The organism is Marinobacter sp., from assembly GCF_014859525.1.
Lineage (GTDB): Bacteria > Pseudomonadota > Gammaproteobacteria > Pseudomonadales > Oleiphilaceae > Marinobacter.
Genome location: NZ_JACUUB010000006.1, coordinates 25,669 through 41,868 on the forward strand (window position 1 = coordinate 25,669; position 16,200 = coordinate 41,868).

Genomic DNA, 16,200 nt, shown 5'->3' on the forward strand with positions numbered 1-16,200 from the left:
GTGTTTCGGCATATCCGGAGGGCGGGCGAGCGCTTGTTTCTGCTATCATTCCGCTCCTGCGCAATTCAAAGATTATCTATACATAGGCCTGATTACCATGCATAAGCCCGCGTTGCCGCTGGAAGGCACGGATACCTTCAATGACCAGATCCGAATCGTTTTGGTTGAAACGTCCCATTCCGGCAATATCGGCGCGGTAGCACGAGCCATGAAAAATATGGGACTCGGGAATCTGTGGCTGGTCAATCCGGCGTCTTTTCCGGATGAAACGTCATACGCTCGTGCCGCCGGCGCGTCGGATGTATTGGACAGGGCGCAAGTGGTGGCGTCTCTGGATGAGGCCCTGGCAGACTGTGTTCTCGTTATGGGTACCAGTGCTCGCGGCCGTAAGGTGCCATGGCCCGTCATTGCGCCGCCCCAGGCGGCCATTACCGCCTGCGAGGCCAGTCAGCAGGGCCTGGTTGCGTTGGTGTTCGGGCGAGAGAATCATGGTTTGTCTAATGAGGAGCTTCAGCGCTGCCATTATCATATTCATATTCCATCCAACCCTGATTACAGTTCTTTGAATCTGTCGATGGCGGTGCAGGTCATCAGTTACGAATTGCGGATGCATTTTTTGCGGAGCCTTGAAGAGGGGGAGTCCAGCCCCTACCTTGAATCTATGGTTGCTCCGGGGGATCGCGGCTGGGATGTGCCGCCGGCGGCCGTCCATGATGTTGAGGGGTTTTTCGGGCATCTGGAGCAGGTGCTTGTAGACGTTGATTTTCATCGCCGGAATAACCCCCGGCAATTGATGCCCCGGATCAGGCGACTCTTCCAGCGTGCCCGGCTCGATCAGATGGAAATCAATATTCTTCGCGGAATTCTAACGTCAGTACAGAAGGCCGCAGGCACTCTACCGGGTAGTGAGCAGAAAAAAACCACTGCGGCGGACACCGAGGGTGAAGGGCAGGACACAAGCCATGTTTGAGCGTTTACGGGAAGATATCCAAAGTGTGTTCCATCGGGACCCGGCAGCGCGGAATACTTTTGAGGTGCTCACCAATTACCCCGGCCTGCACGCCTTGCTATTCCATCGTTTTTCTCATTGGTTGTGGAGCCTGGGATTAAAATGGCTGGCCCGAACAATTTCCACCCTGGCGCGCTGGTTAACCGGGATTGAGATTCATCCGGGAGCAACCATTGGTCGTCGCTTCTTTATTGATCATGGGATGGGTGTTGTGATCGGCGAAACGACCGTGATTGGTGATGACGTCACCCTGTACCAAGGTGTGACTCTAGGTGGCACCAGCTGGAACAAGGGAAAGCGGCATCCAACCATTGGTGATGGCGTCGTGGTGGGGGCGGGCGCAAAAATTCTGGGGCCATTTGAGGTGGGAACAGGGGCCAAGATCGGCTCCAACTCGGTGGTGACCAAAGCCGTGCCGGCGGGCGCAACAGTGATCGGAATCCCGGGCAGGGTAATCGTTAAACGGCACACCGAGGACGATGTCCGGCGTAAAGAAATGGAAGAGCGCATGGGCTTTGATGCCTATGGCGTGACCGAGGAAATGCCCGATCCCGTAGCCAGGGCGATGCGCTCGCTACTGGATCACATGCATGCGGTGGATGATCGTATTGAAAACATGTGCAAGGCGCTTCATAAGGTGAACAGTGAATACCAAAATGGCGAGTTACCGCCGTTGCAGGAAGAAGATTTCGATTGCGTTCGGGATGATGAAGATATCAGCGGTAAAGGCTGAATACTTGACTGCTTTGGTTGGTCAATTCATACTCATCGCTTCGAATCGAGATTCAATCCCATCTTTGGGGCTGAGAGTATGAAGCTGACCACGAAAGGCCGCTACGCGGTAACGGCAATGCTGGATTTGGCTCTTCATGGGAGCCAGGGGCCGGTGAGTCTTGCGGACATTTCGGCCCGGCAAGAAATTTCCCTGTCCTACCTTGAGCAGCTGTTCTCTCGTCTGCGTCGTCAGAACCTGGTAGAGAGTGTGCGTGGGCCAGGTGGTGGTTACCGCTTGAGCCGCACCGCCGACGAAGTTTTTGTGGCTGAGGTGGTCGACGCCGTCAGTGAATCCCTGGATACCACTCGATGTGGCAACAAAGGTGACTGCCAGAACGGCGAGAAGTGCCTGACTCACCACTTGTGGTCTGACCTCAGTGATCAGATTCACCAGTTTCTCAGCGAGATCAGTCTGGGGGATCTGATGCGCAAGCATGAGATCCGCACAGTGGCTGATCGGCAAAACCGGATACAGTCCGAGAACAGCTCCGATACAATCAATACCCGCCGCCTGATTGACCAGGCTACGGCCTGACAATTCTTATACCTCTGTGACTATGAAAAAACCTGTGTATCTTGATTACGCGGCGACGACGCCTGTTGATCCGTCTGTTGCTATGGAAATGATGAAATACCTCGATCCTGAAGGGGTGTTTGGTAACCCGGCGTCCCGATCCCACGGTTATGGGTGGCAGGCAGAAGCTGCTGTGGAAAACGCCCGGCGCCAGGTTGCAGAACTCATTCACGCAGATCCGCGGGAAATTGTCTGGACGTCCGGTGCAACGGAGTCTGACAACCTGGCGATCAAAGGTGTGGTTGGGCAGCGTTCCAGTGCCCGAGGCCTGAAAAGTCACATAGTGACGTCGGTTATCGAGCATAAAGCTGTGGTTGATACCTGCAAATGGCTGGAAAACCATGGTGCGGAGGTTACCTGGTTGCATCCGGAGTCGGACGGTCGGGTAGCGCCTCAGGCTGTTGTTGAGGCACTCCGTGAAGACACCGCGCTGGTCAGCCTGATGATGGTGAATAACGAGCTGGGTTGCGTTACCGATATCGCCGCTATCGGTGCTTTGCTGCGCGAGCGCGGAGTCCTTTTCCATGTGGACGCGGCGCAAGCAGCCGGCAAGTCGCCAATAGACGTGGCGAGCCTCAACGTTGATCTTCTGTCGCTGTCTGCTCACAAGGTCTATGGGCCAAAGGGTGTTGGCGCCCTCTATGTGCGGCGCTCTCCGGACGTGGTGATTGAGGCTCAGATCCATGGTGGCGGTCACGAGCGGGGAATGCGTTCTGGTACTTTGCCAACTCATCAACTGGTTGGGATGGGTAAGGCGTTTGAGTTGGCGGGTGAATGCCTTGAACAAGAGATGGTGTATCTTGAAAGCCTGCGTTCAGCTTTTTTGTCTGGTCTTGGCGAGCTTGAGGGTGTCCATTTCAATGGTAGTCGGGAATATCGGGTGCCAGGCATTGTCAATCTGGCGTTTGAGGGCGTTGATGCCGAGTCGCTGATGCTGGGTTTGCGTAATCTTGCGGTGTCTTCGGGGTCTGCCTGTGCGTCGGCGACGGTTGAGCCCTCTTTTGTGTTGAGGGGGATTGGTTTGGGCGATGAGTTAGCACACCGCGCACTTCGTTTTTCGTTCGGGCGCTACACCAGTGTCACAGATATAGAGTTCGCCTGTTCGCACATCGTTGATGTTGTCAGGCGACTTCGTGCCGTGCGGTAGGCAGTAGCACCCGGACTGCGTATAATCGCCGATCTGAATATTCTTGAACTCAAGTGGAGAAGTACCATGGCAAACGAGCGCACGCTCTCAATTATCAAGCCCGATGCAGTCGCCAAGAACGTTATCGGTGAAATCTACAGCCGTTTTGAAAAAGCGGACCTGAAAATCGTTGCGTCGAAAATGATGCACCTGACTCAGGAGCAGGCTGAAGGCTTTTATGCTGAGCACAAAGAACGCCCGTTCTTTAACGATCTGGTTGCCTTTATGACTTCCGGTCCGGTTGTTGTTCAGGCTCTGGAAGGCGAAGGCGCCATCCTCAAGAACCGCGATCTGATGGGTGCGACTAACCCGAAAGAAGCGGCGGCTGGCACTATTCGTGCCGACTTCGCATCATCCATTGATGCCAACGCTGTTCACGGCTCTGACTCTGCAGCCTCTGCCGAGCGTGAGATTGCGTATTTTTTTAATGACAACGAAATCTGCCCGCGCGGTTGATTCTGTTGTTTCAGGGGCGGCATTTGCCACCCCTGAATTGGTTATTTGATCGAGGTTATTGCATGACAGGCGCTGCCGAAAAAATCAATCTCCTGGGGATGCCTAAAGAAAAGCTTGAGGCATTTTTTGAATCCCTGGGCGAAAAACGCTTCCGCGCTCAGCAGGTGTTGCAGTGGATCCATCAGTGGGGCGTTGATGACTTCGATCAAATGACCAATATGAGCAAGGCGTTGAGGGAAAAGCTAAAGCTTGTGGCAGAGGTGCGTGGCCCGGAGGTGGTGTTTGATGAAACCTCCAAGGATGGTACTCGCAAATGGGTCATGCGGATGGACAACGGCAACAGCGTTGAAACCGTGCTTATCCCAGATGGCGAACGCGGCACTCTGTGCGTGTCGTCCCAGATCGGGTGTACCCTTGACTGCACCTTCTGTTCCACCGGAAAACGCGGATTCAATCGCAATCTGACCGCTGCGGAAGTTATCGGTCAAGTTTGGGTGGCTCGTAAAGCGTTTATGCCGTTCGATATCAACGACCGTCCTATCACCAATGTTGTGATGATGGGAATGGGGGAGCCATTGTTGAACTTCGATAACGTGGTCGATGCCATGAACCTGATGATGGAAGATCTCGCTTATGGGATTTCCAAGCGTCGTGTAACACTGAGTACCTCTGGCGTTGTTCCAGGCATAGACAAGTTGGCTGAGGTTACCGATGTTTCACTGGCCATCTCGCTTCATGCACCCAATGATGAATTGCGCAACAAGTTGGTTCCATTAAATAAAAAGTATCCGATCGCAGAATTACTGGCCGCCACAAAGCGATATTTTGCGAGGTTACCTGAGAAGCGTAAGGCGACGATCGAATACACTGTCATTGAGGGTGTCAACGATCAGCTGGAGCACGCTCACGAACTGGCGGTTCTGCTTAGGGATTTGCCGTGTAAAATTAATCTGATACCGTTTAACCCATTCCCGGAGAGCGATTTCAAGCGCCCGAGCATGAATGCCACGCGCAGGTTTCAGACGGTTTTGAACGAAGCTGGTTACGTTGCAACGATTCGCACCACCCGTGGAGACGATATTGATGCGGCGTGCGGTCAGTTGGTCGGTCGGGTAGACGACCGCACGCGCAGGAGTCAGAGATACATAGCGGTACAACAGGTTAACCCCTGATATCGATACCCCGGAAGCGACAAAGGTAAGGTGTTTCGTGAAAGGAAAAGCACAAAGTTCACCTCTGTTAACAGCGGCCCTTTTGATCGTTGGCTTGATGCTTTCGGGCTGTGTTACCACCACCGATAGCCGGTTTTCCCGGGAAGCAGACCGTGACAAGGCCGTCAGCAATTATGTTCAGCTGGCGACAGCCTACATTGGCCAGGGCAACCTTGATCGTGCTCGCCATCACCTTGATCGGGCACTGGAAATCTCACCGGATAGCCCTCAGGCACAGGCTGCTATGGGGTTGGTTTATAATGCAGAGAACGAACCCGAACTGGCCGAGCGTAACTTTAAGCGAGCGATCGCAAAAGATGGCAACTACACCCGGGCTCGCGTCTATTACGGTGGCTACCTTTTCAGTCATTCCCGTTTTGAAGAAGCCAGAGACCAATACAGTGTTGCGTCCAGAGACACCGGCTACCGTGAGCGCGGAGCAGTATTTTACAATCTGGGCATGACTGAAGAACGTCTGGGTAACCGGCCTGCCGCTGAGGCAGCGTATCGCCGGTCAGTCGAACTGACTCGGGGCGAGGCAAGAACCTTGCTTTCCTTGTCTCGTGTACTGGTTGAAATGGACGACTACTCCGCGGCATCCCTTTATTACAGTCGCCTGCAGACGCTGATTCAGCGCAATCCGCGCCTGACCCATTCGCCGGAGAGCCTGTTTACGGGCATTCGTATCGCGCGCCATTTTGAGGATCGGGACCAGGAGGTCAGCTTGACGCTGCTGCTGAGGAACGAGTATCCGAATTCTGCGGAGTACCAACAATATAAGGTGTTGATTGCCAATGAGCGGTGACGTGAAGCCAGATCAAGCGGCAACGGTGCGGGTCGGAGAGCAACTCAGGCTTGGGCGCGAGCGCCTGGGCCTTGAACTCTCAGCCATTGCTGCCGAGCAGCATCTTCGCCCTTCTGTGATTCAGGCTATTGAGAATGGCGATTACAGCAAAGTTGACAGCGAACTGTTTCTTAAAGGATACGTTCGAGCGTACGCGCGCCAGATCGGCCTTGATGCCGACTCCGTGATTGCAGACCTCGACCGGGAGTTGGAACCGGCGCGACAGCAGAGAGAACGTGAACAGCAAGCAAATCCGTTGGTGTCGATTGAGCGAGCTAAACGTCGGAAGCGACAGCTAGCCAAGATTTTGGCAATCTTATTGGTGATTGCTGTGGGTGCGTATCTGATTGTCGGTTATCTTGCTGAACAGGAGGTTGGCTCAGATCTCGCCCCTATGTCAGGAACGGAAAGTGCTTCAGATCTCGTCGTTCCCGAGGAGAGCCAGCCTTCGATCCGGCCGGAGCAGGAAGATCAGATGACCGGATCTGTTACGAGTGACGGCGTTGTTGACCCGGAGACCGTAACGGCAGACGCTTTGCCGGACGATGCCCGGCCCGAAGACCTGTCGGCCGATCAGCAGCCCGTTATGATCCAGTCATCGGAACCAGTACCAGAGCCAGAGCCAGAGCAGGTAGTGGCCGCTGAGGTAACCGAAGGTCGACTGCAAATGACGTTTTCTGATGACTGCTGGGTTCAGGTAACTGATGCCGGCGGAAACCGGTTAGTCAGTTCGCGGCGCCGAAGCGGTGATCTGCTGGATGTGACCGGAGAGGCACCGCTGCGGGTCGTGATCGGCGCAGTCAGTGCAGTTGAATCTATCCAGTTTCAGGGTGACGCTCTGAATATTGGCGATCTGCGCGTTGTGAACAACCGGTCCGAATTTACCCTCGAACTCTAGGCCGAACGCCTGAATAAACTGTTGGTCCCAGCACATGAAACACGAATCTCCGATTAAAAGACGCAAATCCCGCCAGATCATGGTCGGGAATGTTCCTGTTGGTGGCGATGCGCCGATTGCCGTGCAGAGTATGACCAATACCAATACTTGCGATGTGAGCGCAACGGTCGATCAAATCGAAGCTCTGCAGGATGCCGGCGCTGACATTGTGCGGGTATCTGTGCCTTCCATGGAGGCAGCTGAGGCCTTTGGCCAGATTCGTGACCGCGTGTCTTTACCGCTGGTAGCGGACATTCATTTCGATCATAAGATTGCATTGCGAGTTGCCGAACTGGGTGTTGACTGCTTGCGAATCAACCCGGGAAACATTGGTCGAGATGACCGGGTGAGCGCGGTGATCAGTGCTGCCCGGGATCGAAATATTCCTATCCGCATTGGTGTCAACGCCGGTTCGCTGGAAAAAAGCCTGCAGCGTAAGTACGGCGAACCGACACCGGAAGCCCTGGTCGAATCGGCCATGAGGCACATTGATATCCTTGATCGGCACGATTTTCAGGATTTTAAAGTCAGTCTGAAGGCGTCTGATGTGTTTATGACGGTCGCGGCGTATCGCCAGATTGCATCTCAGATCGAGCAGCCACTGCACCTGGGTATTACAGAAGCGGGGGGCTTTCGGTCGGGCACTGTCAAGTCTGCCATTGGCCTTGGTATGCTTCTGATGGATGGCATTGGCGATACTATCCGGGTGTCTCTGGCCGCGGATCCTGTGCAGGAGATCAAAGTCGGGTTCGATATTCTCAAGAGCCTTCGCCTGCGCAGCCGGGGTATCAACTTCATTGCCTGCCCAAGCTGCTCGCGTCAGAACTTTGATGTTATCCAGACGATGAATGATCTGGAGGAGCGCCTGGAAGATGTCAACACGGCACTCGATGTTGCGATCATCGGTTGCATCGTTAATGGTCCAGGTGAGGCCAAAGAGGCTGATGTCGGGCTAACCGGCGGCAGCCCGAAGAACCTGTTTTACCTTGATGGCAAACCAAACCAGAAGCTCGACAACATGACGTTGACCGATGATCTGGAGCGCCTCATCCGGGAACAAGTGAAGAAGCGTCAGGAGCGTGAGGAATCTGTGATCGCGCGCTCAACTGATTGATCGCTTGGACAGACACTCATTTAACAACGCATCAGGGTTTTAACTTGGCTAAGATTCAGGCAATTCGCGGAATGAATGACATTCTGCCGGATCAGACACCCGTCTGGCAGTATGTGGAGTCAACCGTTCGTCGGGTTCTGGGGCAATACGGTTATCAGGAAATCCGTATGCCAGTGGTTGAACAGACCGAGCTGTTCAAGCGCTCGATCGGTGAAGTGACCGATATCGTTGAAAAAGAGATGTATACCTTTGAAGACCGCAATGGAGACAGTCTGACTCTGCGGCCTGAAGGCACCGCCGGTTGTGTTCGCGCCGCAGAAGAACACGGATTGCTTTTTAACCAAACCCGTCGCTTGTGGTACACAGGTCCGATGTTTCGGCATGAACGCCCGCAGAAGGGACGGTATCGCCAGTTCCACCAGATTGGAGTGGAATGTTTTGGCATGACTGGCCCGGATATTGACGCCGAGCTGCTGATACTGACGGCGCGCTTGTGGGCTGCTCTTGGTCTAGCCGGTCATACCCGCCTGGAAATAAACTCGATCGGGACCAGTGGCGCACGTAAAGTTTACAGACAGGCACTGGTTGACTACCTGGAGCAGTTCAAAGACCAGCTGGATGACGACAGCAAGCGCAGGTTGTCCACAAACCCTCTGCGGATTCTCGACAGCAAAGACGCTGCCACTCGTAAGATCCTTGAGGATGCCCCCAGTCTTGACGATTACCTCGACGAAGACTCCCGTGCGCACTTTGAGCAGCTTAAGCTCCTTCTGGATGCCGCAGGTGTGACTTATACCGTTAACCCGGCGCTGGTGCGCGGGCTCGATTATTATGGTAAGACGGTTTTCGAGTGGATCACTGACAGTCTTGGGGCACAGGGTACTGTGTGTGCGGGCGGTCGTTACGATGGTCTGGTTGAGCAGTTGGGCGGCAAGGCGACCGACGCCGTTGGATTTGCGATGGGGCTTGAACGCTTGATCCTGTTGCTTGAAACGCTCGACCTGGTGCCTGAACACGTGAACAATCAAGCGGATGTGTATGTGACTGTCATGGGCGATAAGGTGATTGCGACTGCGATGGCCATTGCCGAGGAGTTGCGGAATGCTTTACCGGGTAAGGTAGTTGTTGCGCATTGCGGTGCTGGGAGTTTCAAAAGCCAGATGAAGAAAGCCGATCGCAGCGGCGCCCGGTACGCGATTATTCTTGGTGAAAATGAGTTGGCCAGTGGTAACGTCGGTTTGAAGTCGCTGCGAGACGACGAACCACAGCAAGACGTACCGCGAGCTGAATTGGCACAGGCATTGATCAACAAGTTTTGAATATTTTTGTATAAGAACAGTGACACTATTTTTTAACAGGAGTTTACATGGCTGAGTTGCGCACCGAAGAGGAACAGGTCCAGGCGATAAAGGACTGGTGGAAGAAGAACGGAAGTTCTTTGATGATTGGTATCGGTGCCGCTTTGGCAATCGTATTTGGCTGGCAGGCATGGCAAAGCAACCAAGCGCAGCAACGCGCCGAAGCGGCGAATCAATTTGCGACCTTGCTTAACGCCTTCTCTGATGAAAGCGACGAGAATGCCAGCCAGACCATTACTTATGTGGCTCAGACCCTCCGTGATGATTACAGCAAGAGCGCTTATGCCATTTATGGCAATCTGGTGCTTGCTCGCCAGCAGATTATGCTCGACAGCGATGTTGAGGGGGCGATTGATTCTCTTCAGTGGGCGCTTAAACAGGCTTCTGATTACCCGGCGCTGAGCCTGGTGGTTCGCAACAGACTTGCCCGCGCTCAGTTTGCAGCTGAGCACTATGATGATGCGCTGGCAACGCTCGATGGCGCTGGAAAAGCAGATGCCTTTGCCGGCATATTTTCTGAACTGCGAGGTGACATCCTGCTGGTTAAAGGCGATGCAGACGGTGCTCGTGAGGCGTACCTGGCAGCACGCGAGCAAAACCAACAGGGGCGTAACAGTATTCTTGAGCTGAAGCTTTCTGACCTTGGCGTCGGGGAGGGGGCCTGATGCGCTTTGTCCGCAACAGGTTTGTTACATTTCCGATAGCGTCTTTGTTGCTGCTTTTGCTTGCCGGTTGCAGCACCAAAGACACGTTCGAGCAGCCGTTGCCGGTTCCGGACATTGATGCAACGGTTGAGTTCAAACGTGTTTGGACCATGTCCGTTGGCAAAGGGCATGATGACCAATTCCTTCACTTGGCGCCCTTGTATGCCGGTGACGTCATATATGCGGCTTCGGCTGATGGTCTTCTGGTTGCGGTAGAGCCCGAGAACGGCAAAGCACGCTGGCAGCGGAGATCGAAAGACCGCATCTTTGCGGGTATCGGTGGCGATAACAGTCAGCTCTACTACATCACCCGTAATGCAGAATTAGTGGCATTGTCGCGGGAAACCAGCGAAGAGATCTGGCGTTCACCTTTGCCCACCGAAGGCCTGGCTGCGCCGCAGTCCAACGGAGCTCTGGTGGTTGCTCAAACCACCGATGGTCGGGTTATAGGATTTGATGCGCGCGACGGCGAGCGACGCTGGCAATACGATGGTCAGGTGCCGGTGTTGGCGATGCGAACCGCAGCAGCTCCGCTGGTTGGCGGTGACGTGGTGATTGCCTCTTTTGCCAACGGCAGGGTGATTGCGCTCACGGCCGATGCTGGCCAGCCAATCTGGCAGTATGAAGTCGGTCAGCCGCAGGGTAGAACCGAGCTTGAGCGTTTGGTGGACATTGGCGGTCAACCGCTGGTGCTCGATTCCGCGATCATGGTTGCCGGCTATCAGGGTAAACTGGCGCTGATCGATATTCGCTCGGGTCAGGAGATCTGGAGCCGCCGGGCGTCCAGCTTCTATGCGCCGAGCATTGGCGCTGGCAATATTTTTCTGGCCTCCGCAAATGGGGATATTGTTGCGTTTCGTGGTAATGACCGCAGGGAACTCTGGCAACAGAATCGCCTGTCGTGGCGCCAGCTGACGCAACCGGTTGTGGTTGGTGAACATCTGGTTACGGGCGATTTTGAAGGCTATCTGCACGCACTCTCGCTGAGCGATGGCAGTCTTCAGGGCCAGATGAAGTTTGACAGTGACGGTATCCGCGTACCGGTCCAGATCATCGAAGGTGGTAACCTGTTAATATACGGAAATGGTGGGCGCATGGCCGTTTTTACGTTAAAAACGAAAAAGTAGTGCCGCCAATTTATCGAACAGCCCGGCCCTAGCCGGGCTTTTGACCTTTTACATAGCAGACACTTATGACCCCAGTTATTGCCCTGGTAGGACGCCCGAATGTTGGTAAGTCCACCCTCTTTAATCAAATGACCCGATCCCGTGATGCCTTGGTCGCGAACTTTCCGGGTTTAACCCGTGACCGTAAATACGGTGAGGGCAACTACGAGGGGCGCAAGTTTATTGTCATCGATACCGGTGGTCTCACCGGCGATGAAGTGGGTCTGGATGCAGAAATGGCCCGCCAGTCAATGCAGGCTGTGGAAGAAGCTGACATCGTACTGTTTATCGTTGATGGTCGCTCGGGGTTGACCGCGGGCGATGAGATGATTTCGGATCACCTGAGGAAATCTGGCAAGGTGGCGCATCTGGTTGTGAATAAAACCGATGGCCAGGACCCGGATATTGCGTCTGCAGACTTCCATTCACTTGGCTATGCCACGACGTTTCAGATCGCCGCATCCCATAACCGTGGTATCAGGTCGATGTTGGAGATTTTGCTGCCGGAAGATTTGGAAGACCAGGATCAGGCCGACCGTTACCCAGGTATTCGTATTGGTGTAGTAGGGCGTCCGAATGTGGGTAAATCGACGCTGGTAAACCGGATGCTGGGTGAAGAGCGGGTGGTGGTTTACGATATGCCTGGCACGACCCGAGACAGCGTATACATCCCCTATGAGCGCCACGGTCATGAGTATACATTGATTGATACGGCCGGCGTACGTCGTCGCAAGAACGTTCACGAGGTGGTCGAGAAGTTTTCCATTATCAAGACGCTTCAGGCGATCGACGATGCGCATGTTGTGATTCTGGTGATTGACGCCCGCGATGGTTTGGTGGATCAGGATATGCACCTGATCGGCTTTGTACTGGACGCAGGTCGATCATTGGTAATCGCCATCAACAAGTGGGATGGAATGGCGCCCGAAGATCGTGAGAAGGTAAAAGAGCAAGTGGCACGACGTCTGGATTTTCTGGACTATGCAGATAAGTATTACATCTCGGCATTGCATGGCACGGGAGTGGGCTCCATGTATGAATCTGTCCAGGCGTGTTACGAATCTGCGATGTCAAAGTGGCCAACCAATCGGCTGACAGCGATTCTGCAGGATGCAGTGGCACAGCACCAGCCCCCGATGGTTCATGGCAGGCGCATCAAATTGCGTTATGCCCACCAGGGTGGCTCGAATCCGCCGGTGGTCGTTGTTCATGGTAACCAGGTCGATTCATTGCCGGGGGCCTACAAACGCTACCTTGAGAACACATTCCGTAAAGTGTTGAAGGTGGTTGGTTCACCGATCCGGTTTGAGTTCAAATCTGGCGACAACCCCTTCGCTGCCAAGGTGGATCGTATGACGCCACGGCAAAAGGTCAAAAAGGACAACGACATCAAGAAAGGCAGGACTGTCCGGAAAACCCGGCAAAAGAGCGTTAAACGCTGATTTGCCGGAGCTGCAATACAATCCAGGGTTGGCGGCGCTCAGACCAACCCTGAAGTCTCCACTTGTTGGGCCTGAACGGCCGTCAGCGCAATGGTAAAGACAATGTCTTCAACCAGTGCACCGCGAGACAAATCATTTACAGGTTTTCTCAGGCCCTGAAGCATCGGCCCGACACTCACAACGTTGGCGCTTCGTTGAACGGCCTTGTAGGTCGTGTTGCCGGTGTTGAGATCGGGGAACACAAATACGGTCGCCTTACCGGCCACTTTACTGTCTGGTGCCTTGGCTCGTCCGACGCTCTCAATGGCCGCTGCATCGTATTGCAGGGGGCCGTCAATCAGCAGATCAGGGCGCCTTTCCAGGGCAATTCTGGTTGCCTCCCGAACTTTGTCGACATCAACGCCGGTCCCGGATTCTCCGGTGCTGTAACTGATCATGGCGATTACCGGTTCTATTCCGAAGGCTTCTGCCGATTCAGCGCTCTGTATGGCAATATCGGCGAGCTCTTCTGCATTGGGATCCGGGTTGATGGCGCAATCGCCATATACGAGCACTTGCTGGGGGAGCAGCATGAAAAAGACCGAAGACACCACTTTGGCGTTGTCATGGGTTTTGATCAGTTGTAATGCCGGGCGTACGGTGTTGGCGGTCGTGTGAATGGCACCGGAGACCAGGCCGTCGGCCTCATCCAGGGCAACCATCATGGTGCCTAAAACGACGTTGTCTTCGAGCATGGCTTCGGCCATGTCGTGGGTTAGCCCCTTATGCTTGCGAAGCTCTACCATCGGCGCAATGTAGCGTTCTCGCACCGATTGTGGGTCCAGAATCTCCAGGTCTTCGGGAATGTCGGCGCCCTGAGAGCTCGCCACAGACCTTATCTCATGGGGATTGCCAATCAGAACGCATCGGGCAAGTTTGCGCTGGTGACAGATAATCGCTGCCTGCACTGTTCGTGGTTCGTTGCCCTCCGGCAGTACAATCCGTTTATTCGCGGCCCGCGCCTGCTCTGATAACCGGTAGCGGAACGCGGGTGGCGATAGCCGGCTTTGCCGAGCCACCTTCAGGTGCTCCTGTAACCAGCCGGTGTCGATGCGGGTGGCAACAGACTCCATGGCTTGCTCTATGCGATCGGGATCATCGATCGGGATCGTGGCGGAGAAGTTGGCCAGCATGTGGGCGGTTTCATAGGTGTTGTTGGGCGAACTTAACACTGGCAAACCCGTTCCGAGTGCGCGCCGGCACAATTCGATAACCCGATCATCAGGTATCATACCGCCAGTGAGCATAAGGCCCGCAAGCGGTACGCCATTCAGTGCGGCCACTGCAGTGGTTACCACGATATCGTCCCGATCTCCCGGAGTGACCAACAGAGTCCCGGGTCTTAGGGTATCGGTCATGTTGCGAATGGTTCGGGCGCAGACCGACACGTGTTGAACGCGCCGTTGCTGCATCTGGCCTTCGTGGAGTACCTGAATTTCAAGTTCCCTTGCGACATCAGACACCCGAGGTGCCAGAAGCTCGGGCTGCCAAGCTATCTGACCTAACAGGTGAAAACGTTTGGAACGGAACACTTCGCAGGACTTTTGGTAGTCGATGGCAGGACTGCTTTGGCCCGGCTGATGATCCAGAGCCATACCGGATTTTTCGGGTTCACCGACTTTGTTAAGAATGACGGCGATTACGTCTGGATCAGACGGCGCGGCAAACAGCCGCGCTGAGAAATCCAGTTCCTCATCCATTTGTTGTGCGCTACAGGCTCTGGGTGTGCTGACCAGAATCACTTCAGAGCCAAGATTACGGGCAACTTCAACATTCAGCCTGGCAATGTAGGCCTCGCTTCGATCGGGTACCAGTCCTTCGATGATGACCACATCGAAATCTTTTGCCACCTTGTGGTACTCGCCAACGATGTTTTCTAGAAGTAGGTCCGCTCTACCTTGATTCAGTTGTTGTTGTGCATCCTTGAGCGGTATTGGTTCAGGTGTTTTAAGGTGACTGCGTGCCCTTACAAACTCTACCGAGGAATCCTTGCCCTCGTTGTGCAGGGCTTCACCCCGATGGACAGATTGGCTGAAGGGTTTGTAGAAACCCACACTCACGCCTTCACGTTCCAGGGCTCGTAACAGGCCCAGGCACACCGAGGTCAGTCCTGAGTCGAGGGATGTGGGCGCGATAAAGAGACTCTTTGCCATAGTCGGTTCCGATTTCATCCTTGCGGATTTATTGAGGATTGGCGAGCCGGCCTGCTTCCCTGGCGATGACCAGCTCTTCATTTGTCGGGATTACCAGCACCGGGAAGCGGGAGTCGGCGTCACTGATATAGCCCTCACTGAACTGGCCGTGATGGGCGTTCAGGTCTGAATCAAGCGTGATGCCCATGAGCGTCAGGTGCTGGAGTGTTTGGGCTCTGACTCGGGCACTGTTTTCACCAATGCCGCCGGTAAATACGAGTGCGTCAAGACGTTTGAGTGAGGCCATCATCGCACCAAAATATTTCGCCAGCCGGTAACAGAAGACATCAATGGCCAAACTTGACGGTTCATGGCCGTGATCGGCCAGTTCGCACAGCGAGCGCATATCGTTGGTTTGACCGGAGAGACCGAGTAAACCGCTTTCCTGATTCAGGACCCGGTGGGCGTCGCTTGCATTAACGCCGCGACTGGCAAGGTAGTCAAACAACCCCGGGTCTATGTCACCACTGCGGGTGCCCATTACAAGCCCCTCCAGCGGCGTAAGCCCCATACTGGTGTCTTTGCTGATACCGTCTTCTATTGCAGTAATGCTGCAGCCGTTGCCCAGGTGTGCAGAGATGATCGACGTGGTTGCCGGTGTTCTGTTCAGATGGCGCGCCGCCTCCTGAACCATGAAGTAATGGCTGGTACCGTGGAAGCCATAGCGGCGCACGGCCCACTCACGATAATAGCGTTCAGGTAGAGCGTACAGGTAGGCGCGCGGTGGCAGAGTCTGATGAAACGCGGTGTCAAACACGGCAACCTGAGGGCTCTCGGGGAACATATTTCTGGTCGCTCGTATACCGACCAGGTTGACTGGGTTGTGCAGCGGTGCCAATGCCGCGCATTCGTGAATGGCCTGAACGGTGATGTCGTCAATCAACACCGCCTCGCGGAATGACTCACCTCCGTGAACAACCCGATGACCGATCGACACTGGCTTGCCGTTCATCAGATTGCGGTCTTCAAATGCATGCACCAGAGCCTGTAAGGCTTGCTCATGGGACGCGTGGGCAGGCAGAGGAATAGGGTTGTCATCCCCGGAAATACGCGCGCTGGCGTCGGCGCTGTTCAGGCGTTCAGCCAGGGCGGATGCTTTCCTCTCACAGTGAATGTCAAACAGAGCCAGCTTGATTGATGAGCTGCCGCAGTTTACGACCAGTATCGTTTCGTCCATGCCAAATAATGCCGTGC

At 54.6% G+C, this 16,200-nt stretch carries 14 protein-coding genes and 1 pseudogene; 13 read left to right on the forward strand and 2 right to left on the reverse strand.

Annotated features, from left to right (window positions below; translation table 11 throughout):
* Nucleotides 1-97: 97 nt before the first annotated feature.
* From trmJ to der, 13 genes and pseudogenes are all read left to right on the forward strand, one after another.
* On the forward strand, nucleotides 98-970 hold the full coding sequence (gene trmJ / locus IBX51_RS03070; RefSeq protein ID WP_291828596.1) for a tRNA (cytosine(32)/uridine(32)-2'-O)-methyltransferase TrmJ: 873 nt from the start codon (nucleotides 98-100) through the stop codon (nucleotides 968-970).
* On the forward strand, nucleotides 963-1,742 hold the full coding sequence (gene cysE, locus IBX51_RS03075; protein WP_291828597.1) for a serine O-acetyltransferase: 780 nt from the start codon (nucleotides 963-965) through the stop codon (nucleotides 1,740-1,742). The genes trmJ and cysE overlap by 8 nt, the downstream gene beginning before the upstream one ends.
* Before the next feature lie 78 nt (nucleotides 1,743-1,820).
* Nucleotides 1,821-2,318: a Fe-S cluster assembly transcriptional regulator IscR gene (gene iscR / locus IBX51_RS03080; RefSeq protein WP_291828599.1), complete on the forward strand. Its 498-nt coding sequence runs from the start codon at nucleotides 1,821-1,823 to the stop codon at nucleotides 2,316-2,318.
* 22 nt (nucleotides 2,319-2,340) lie between these two features.
* Nucleotides 2,341-3,567, forward strand: a pseudogene (locus IBX51_RS03085) (IscS subfamily cysteine desulfurase); the annotation flags it as partial.
* Nucleotides 3,568-3,570: 3 nt separating this feature from the next.
* A complete protein-coding gene (gene ndk / locus IBX51_RS03090) occupies nucleotides 3,571-3,999 on the forward strand; it encodes a nucleoside-diphosphate kinase (RefSeq protein WP_044385262.1) in 429 nt (142 codons plus the stop codon).
* A gap of 62 nt (nucleotides 4,000-4,061) precedes the next feature.
* Nucleotides 4,062-5,171, forward strand: coding sequence for a 23S rRNA (adenine(2503)-C(2))-methyltransferase RlmN (gene rlmN / locus IBX51_RS03095; RefSeq protein WP_291828603.1), 1,110 nt, complete (start codon nucleotides 4,062-4,064; stop codon nucleotides 5,169-5,171).
* A gap of 37 nt (nucleotides 5,172-5,208) precedes the next feature.
* Complete coding sequence (pilW, locus tag IBX51_RS03100) at nucleotides 5,209-6,015, forward strand: type IV pilus biogenesis/stability protein PilW (protein WP_291828605.1); 807 nt, start codon at nucleotides 5,209-5,211, stop codon at nucleotides 6,013-6,015.
* Complete coding sequence (locus IBX51_RS03105) at nucleotides 6,005-6,952, forward strand: RodZ domain-containing protein (RefSeq protein WP_291828606.1); 948 nt, start codon at nucleotides 6,005-6,007, stop codon at nucleotides 6,950-6,952. The genes pilW and IBX51_RS03105 overlap by 11 nt, the downstream gene beginning before the upstream one ends.
* Nucleotides 6,953-6,986: 34 nt before the next feature.
* Complete coding sequence (ispG, locus tag IBX51_RS03110) at nucleotides 6,987-8,105, forward strand: flavodoxin-dependent (E)-4-hydroxy-3-methylbut-2-enyl-diphosphate synthase (protein WP_291828607.1); 1,119 nt, start codon at nucleotides 6,987-6,989, stop codon at nucleotides 8,103-8,105.
* Nucleotides 8,106-8,149: 44 nt separating this feature from the next.
* Entirely contained in the window at nucleotides 8,150-9,424 is a 1,275-nt protein-coding gene (gene hisS, locus IBX51_RS03115; protein ID WP_291828608.1) for a histidine--tRNA ligase, read from the forward strand.
* Between the two features lie 47 nt (nucleotides 9,425-9,471).
* A complete protein-coding gene (locus IBX51_RS03120) occupies nucleotides 9,472-10,128 on the forward strand; it encodes a tetratricopeptide repeat protein (protein WP_291828610.1) in 657 nt (218 codons plus the stop codon).
* A complete protein-coding gene (gene bamB / locus IBX51_RS03125) occupies nucleotides 10,128-11,294 on the forward strand; it encodes an outer membrane protein assembly factor BamB (protein WP_291828612.1) in 1,167 nt (388 codons plus the stop codon). Before IBX51_RS03120 ends, bamB begins: the two co-directional genes overlap by 1 nt.
* A gap of 65 nt (nucleotides 11,295-11,359) precedes the next feature.
* Complete coding sequence (der, locus tag IBX51_RS03130; RefSeq protein ID WP_291828613.1) at nucleotides 11,360-12,775, forward strand: ribosome biogenesis GTPase Der; 1,416 nt, start codon at nucleotides 11,360-11,362, stop codon at nucleotides 12,773-12,775.
* 38 nt (nucleotides 12,776-12,813) lie between these two features.
* Here der and pta read toward each other — a convergent pair whose 3' ends face one another.
* Nucleotides 12,814-14,967 carry a phosphate acetyltransferase gene (pta, locus tag IBX51_RS03135; protein ID WP_291828616.1) on the reverse strand — a complete coding sequence of 718 codons (2,154 nt, stop codon included), beginning with the start codon at nucleotides 14,965-14,967 and terminating at the stop codon, nucleotides 12,814-12,816.
* Between the two features lie 28 nt (nucleotides 14,968-14,995).
* Entirely contained in the window at nucleotides 14,996-16,183 is a 1,188-nt protein-coding gene (locus IBX51_RS03140) for an acetate/propionate family kinase (protein ID WP_291828618.1), read from the reverse strand.
* Between the last annotated feature and the right edge of the window lie 17 nt (nucleotides 16,184-16,200).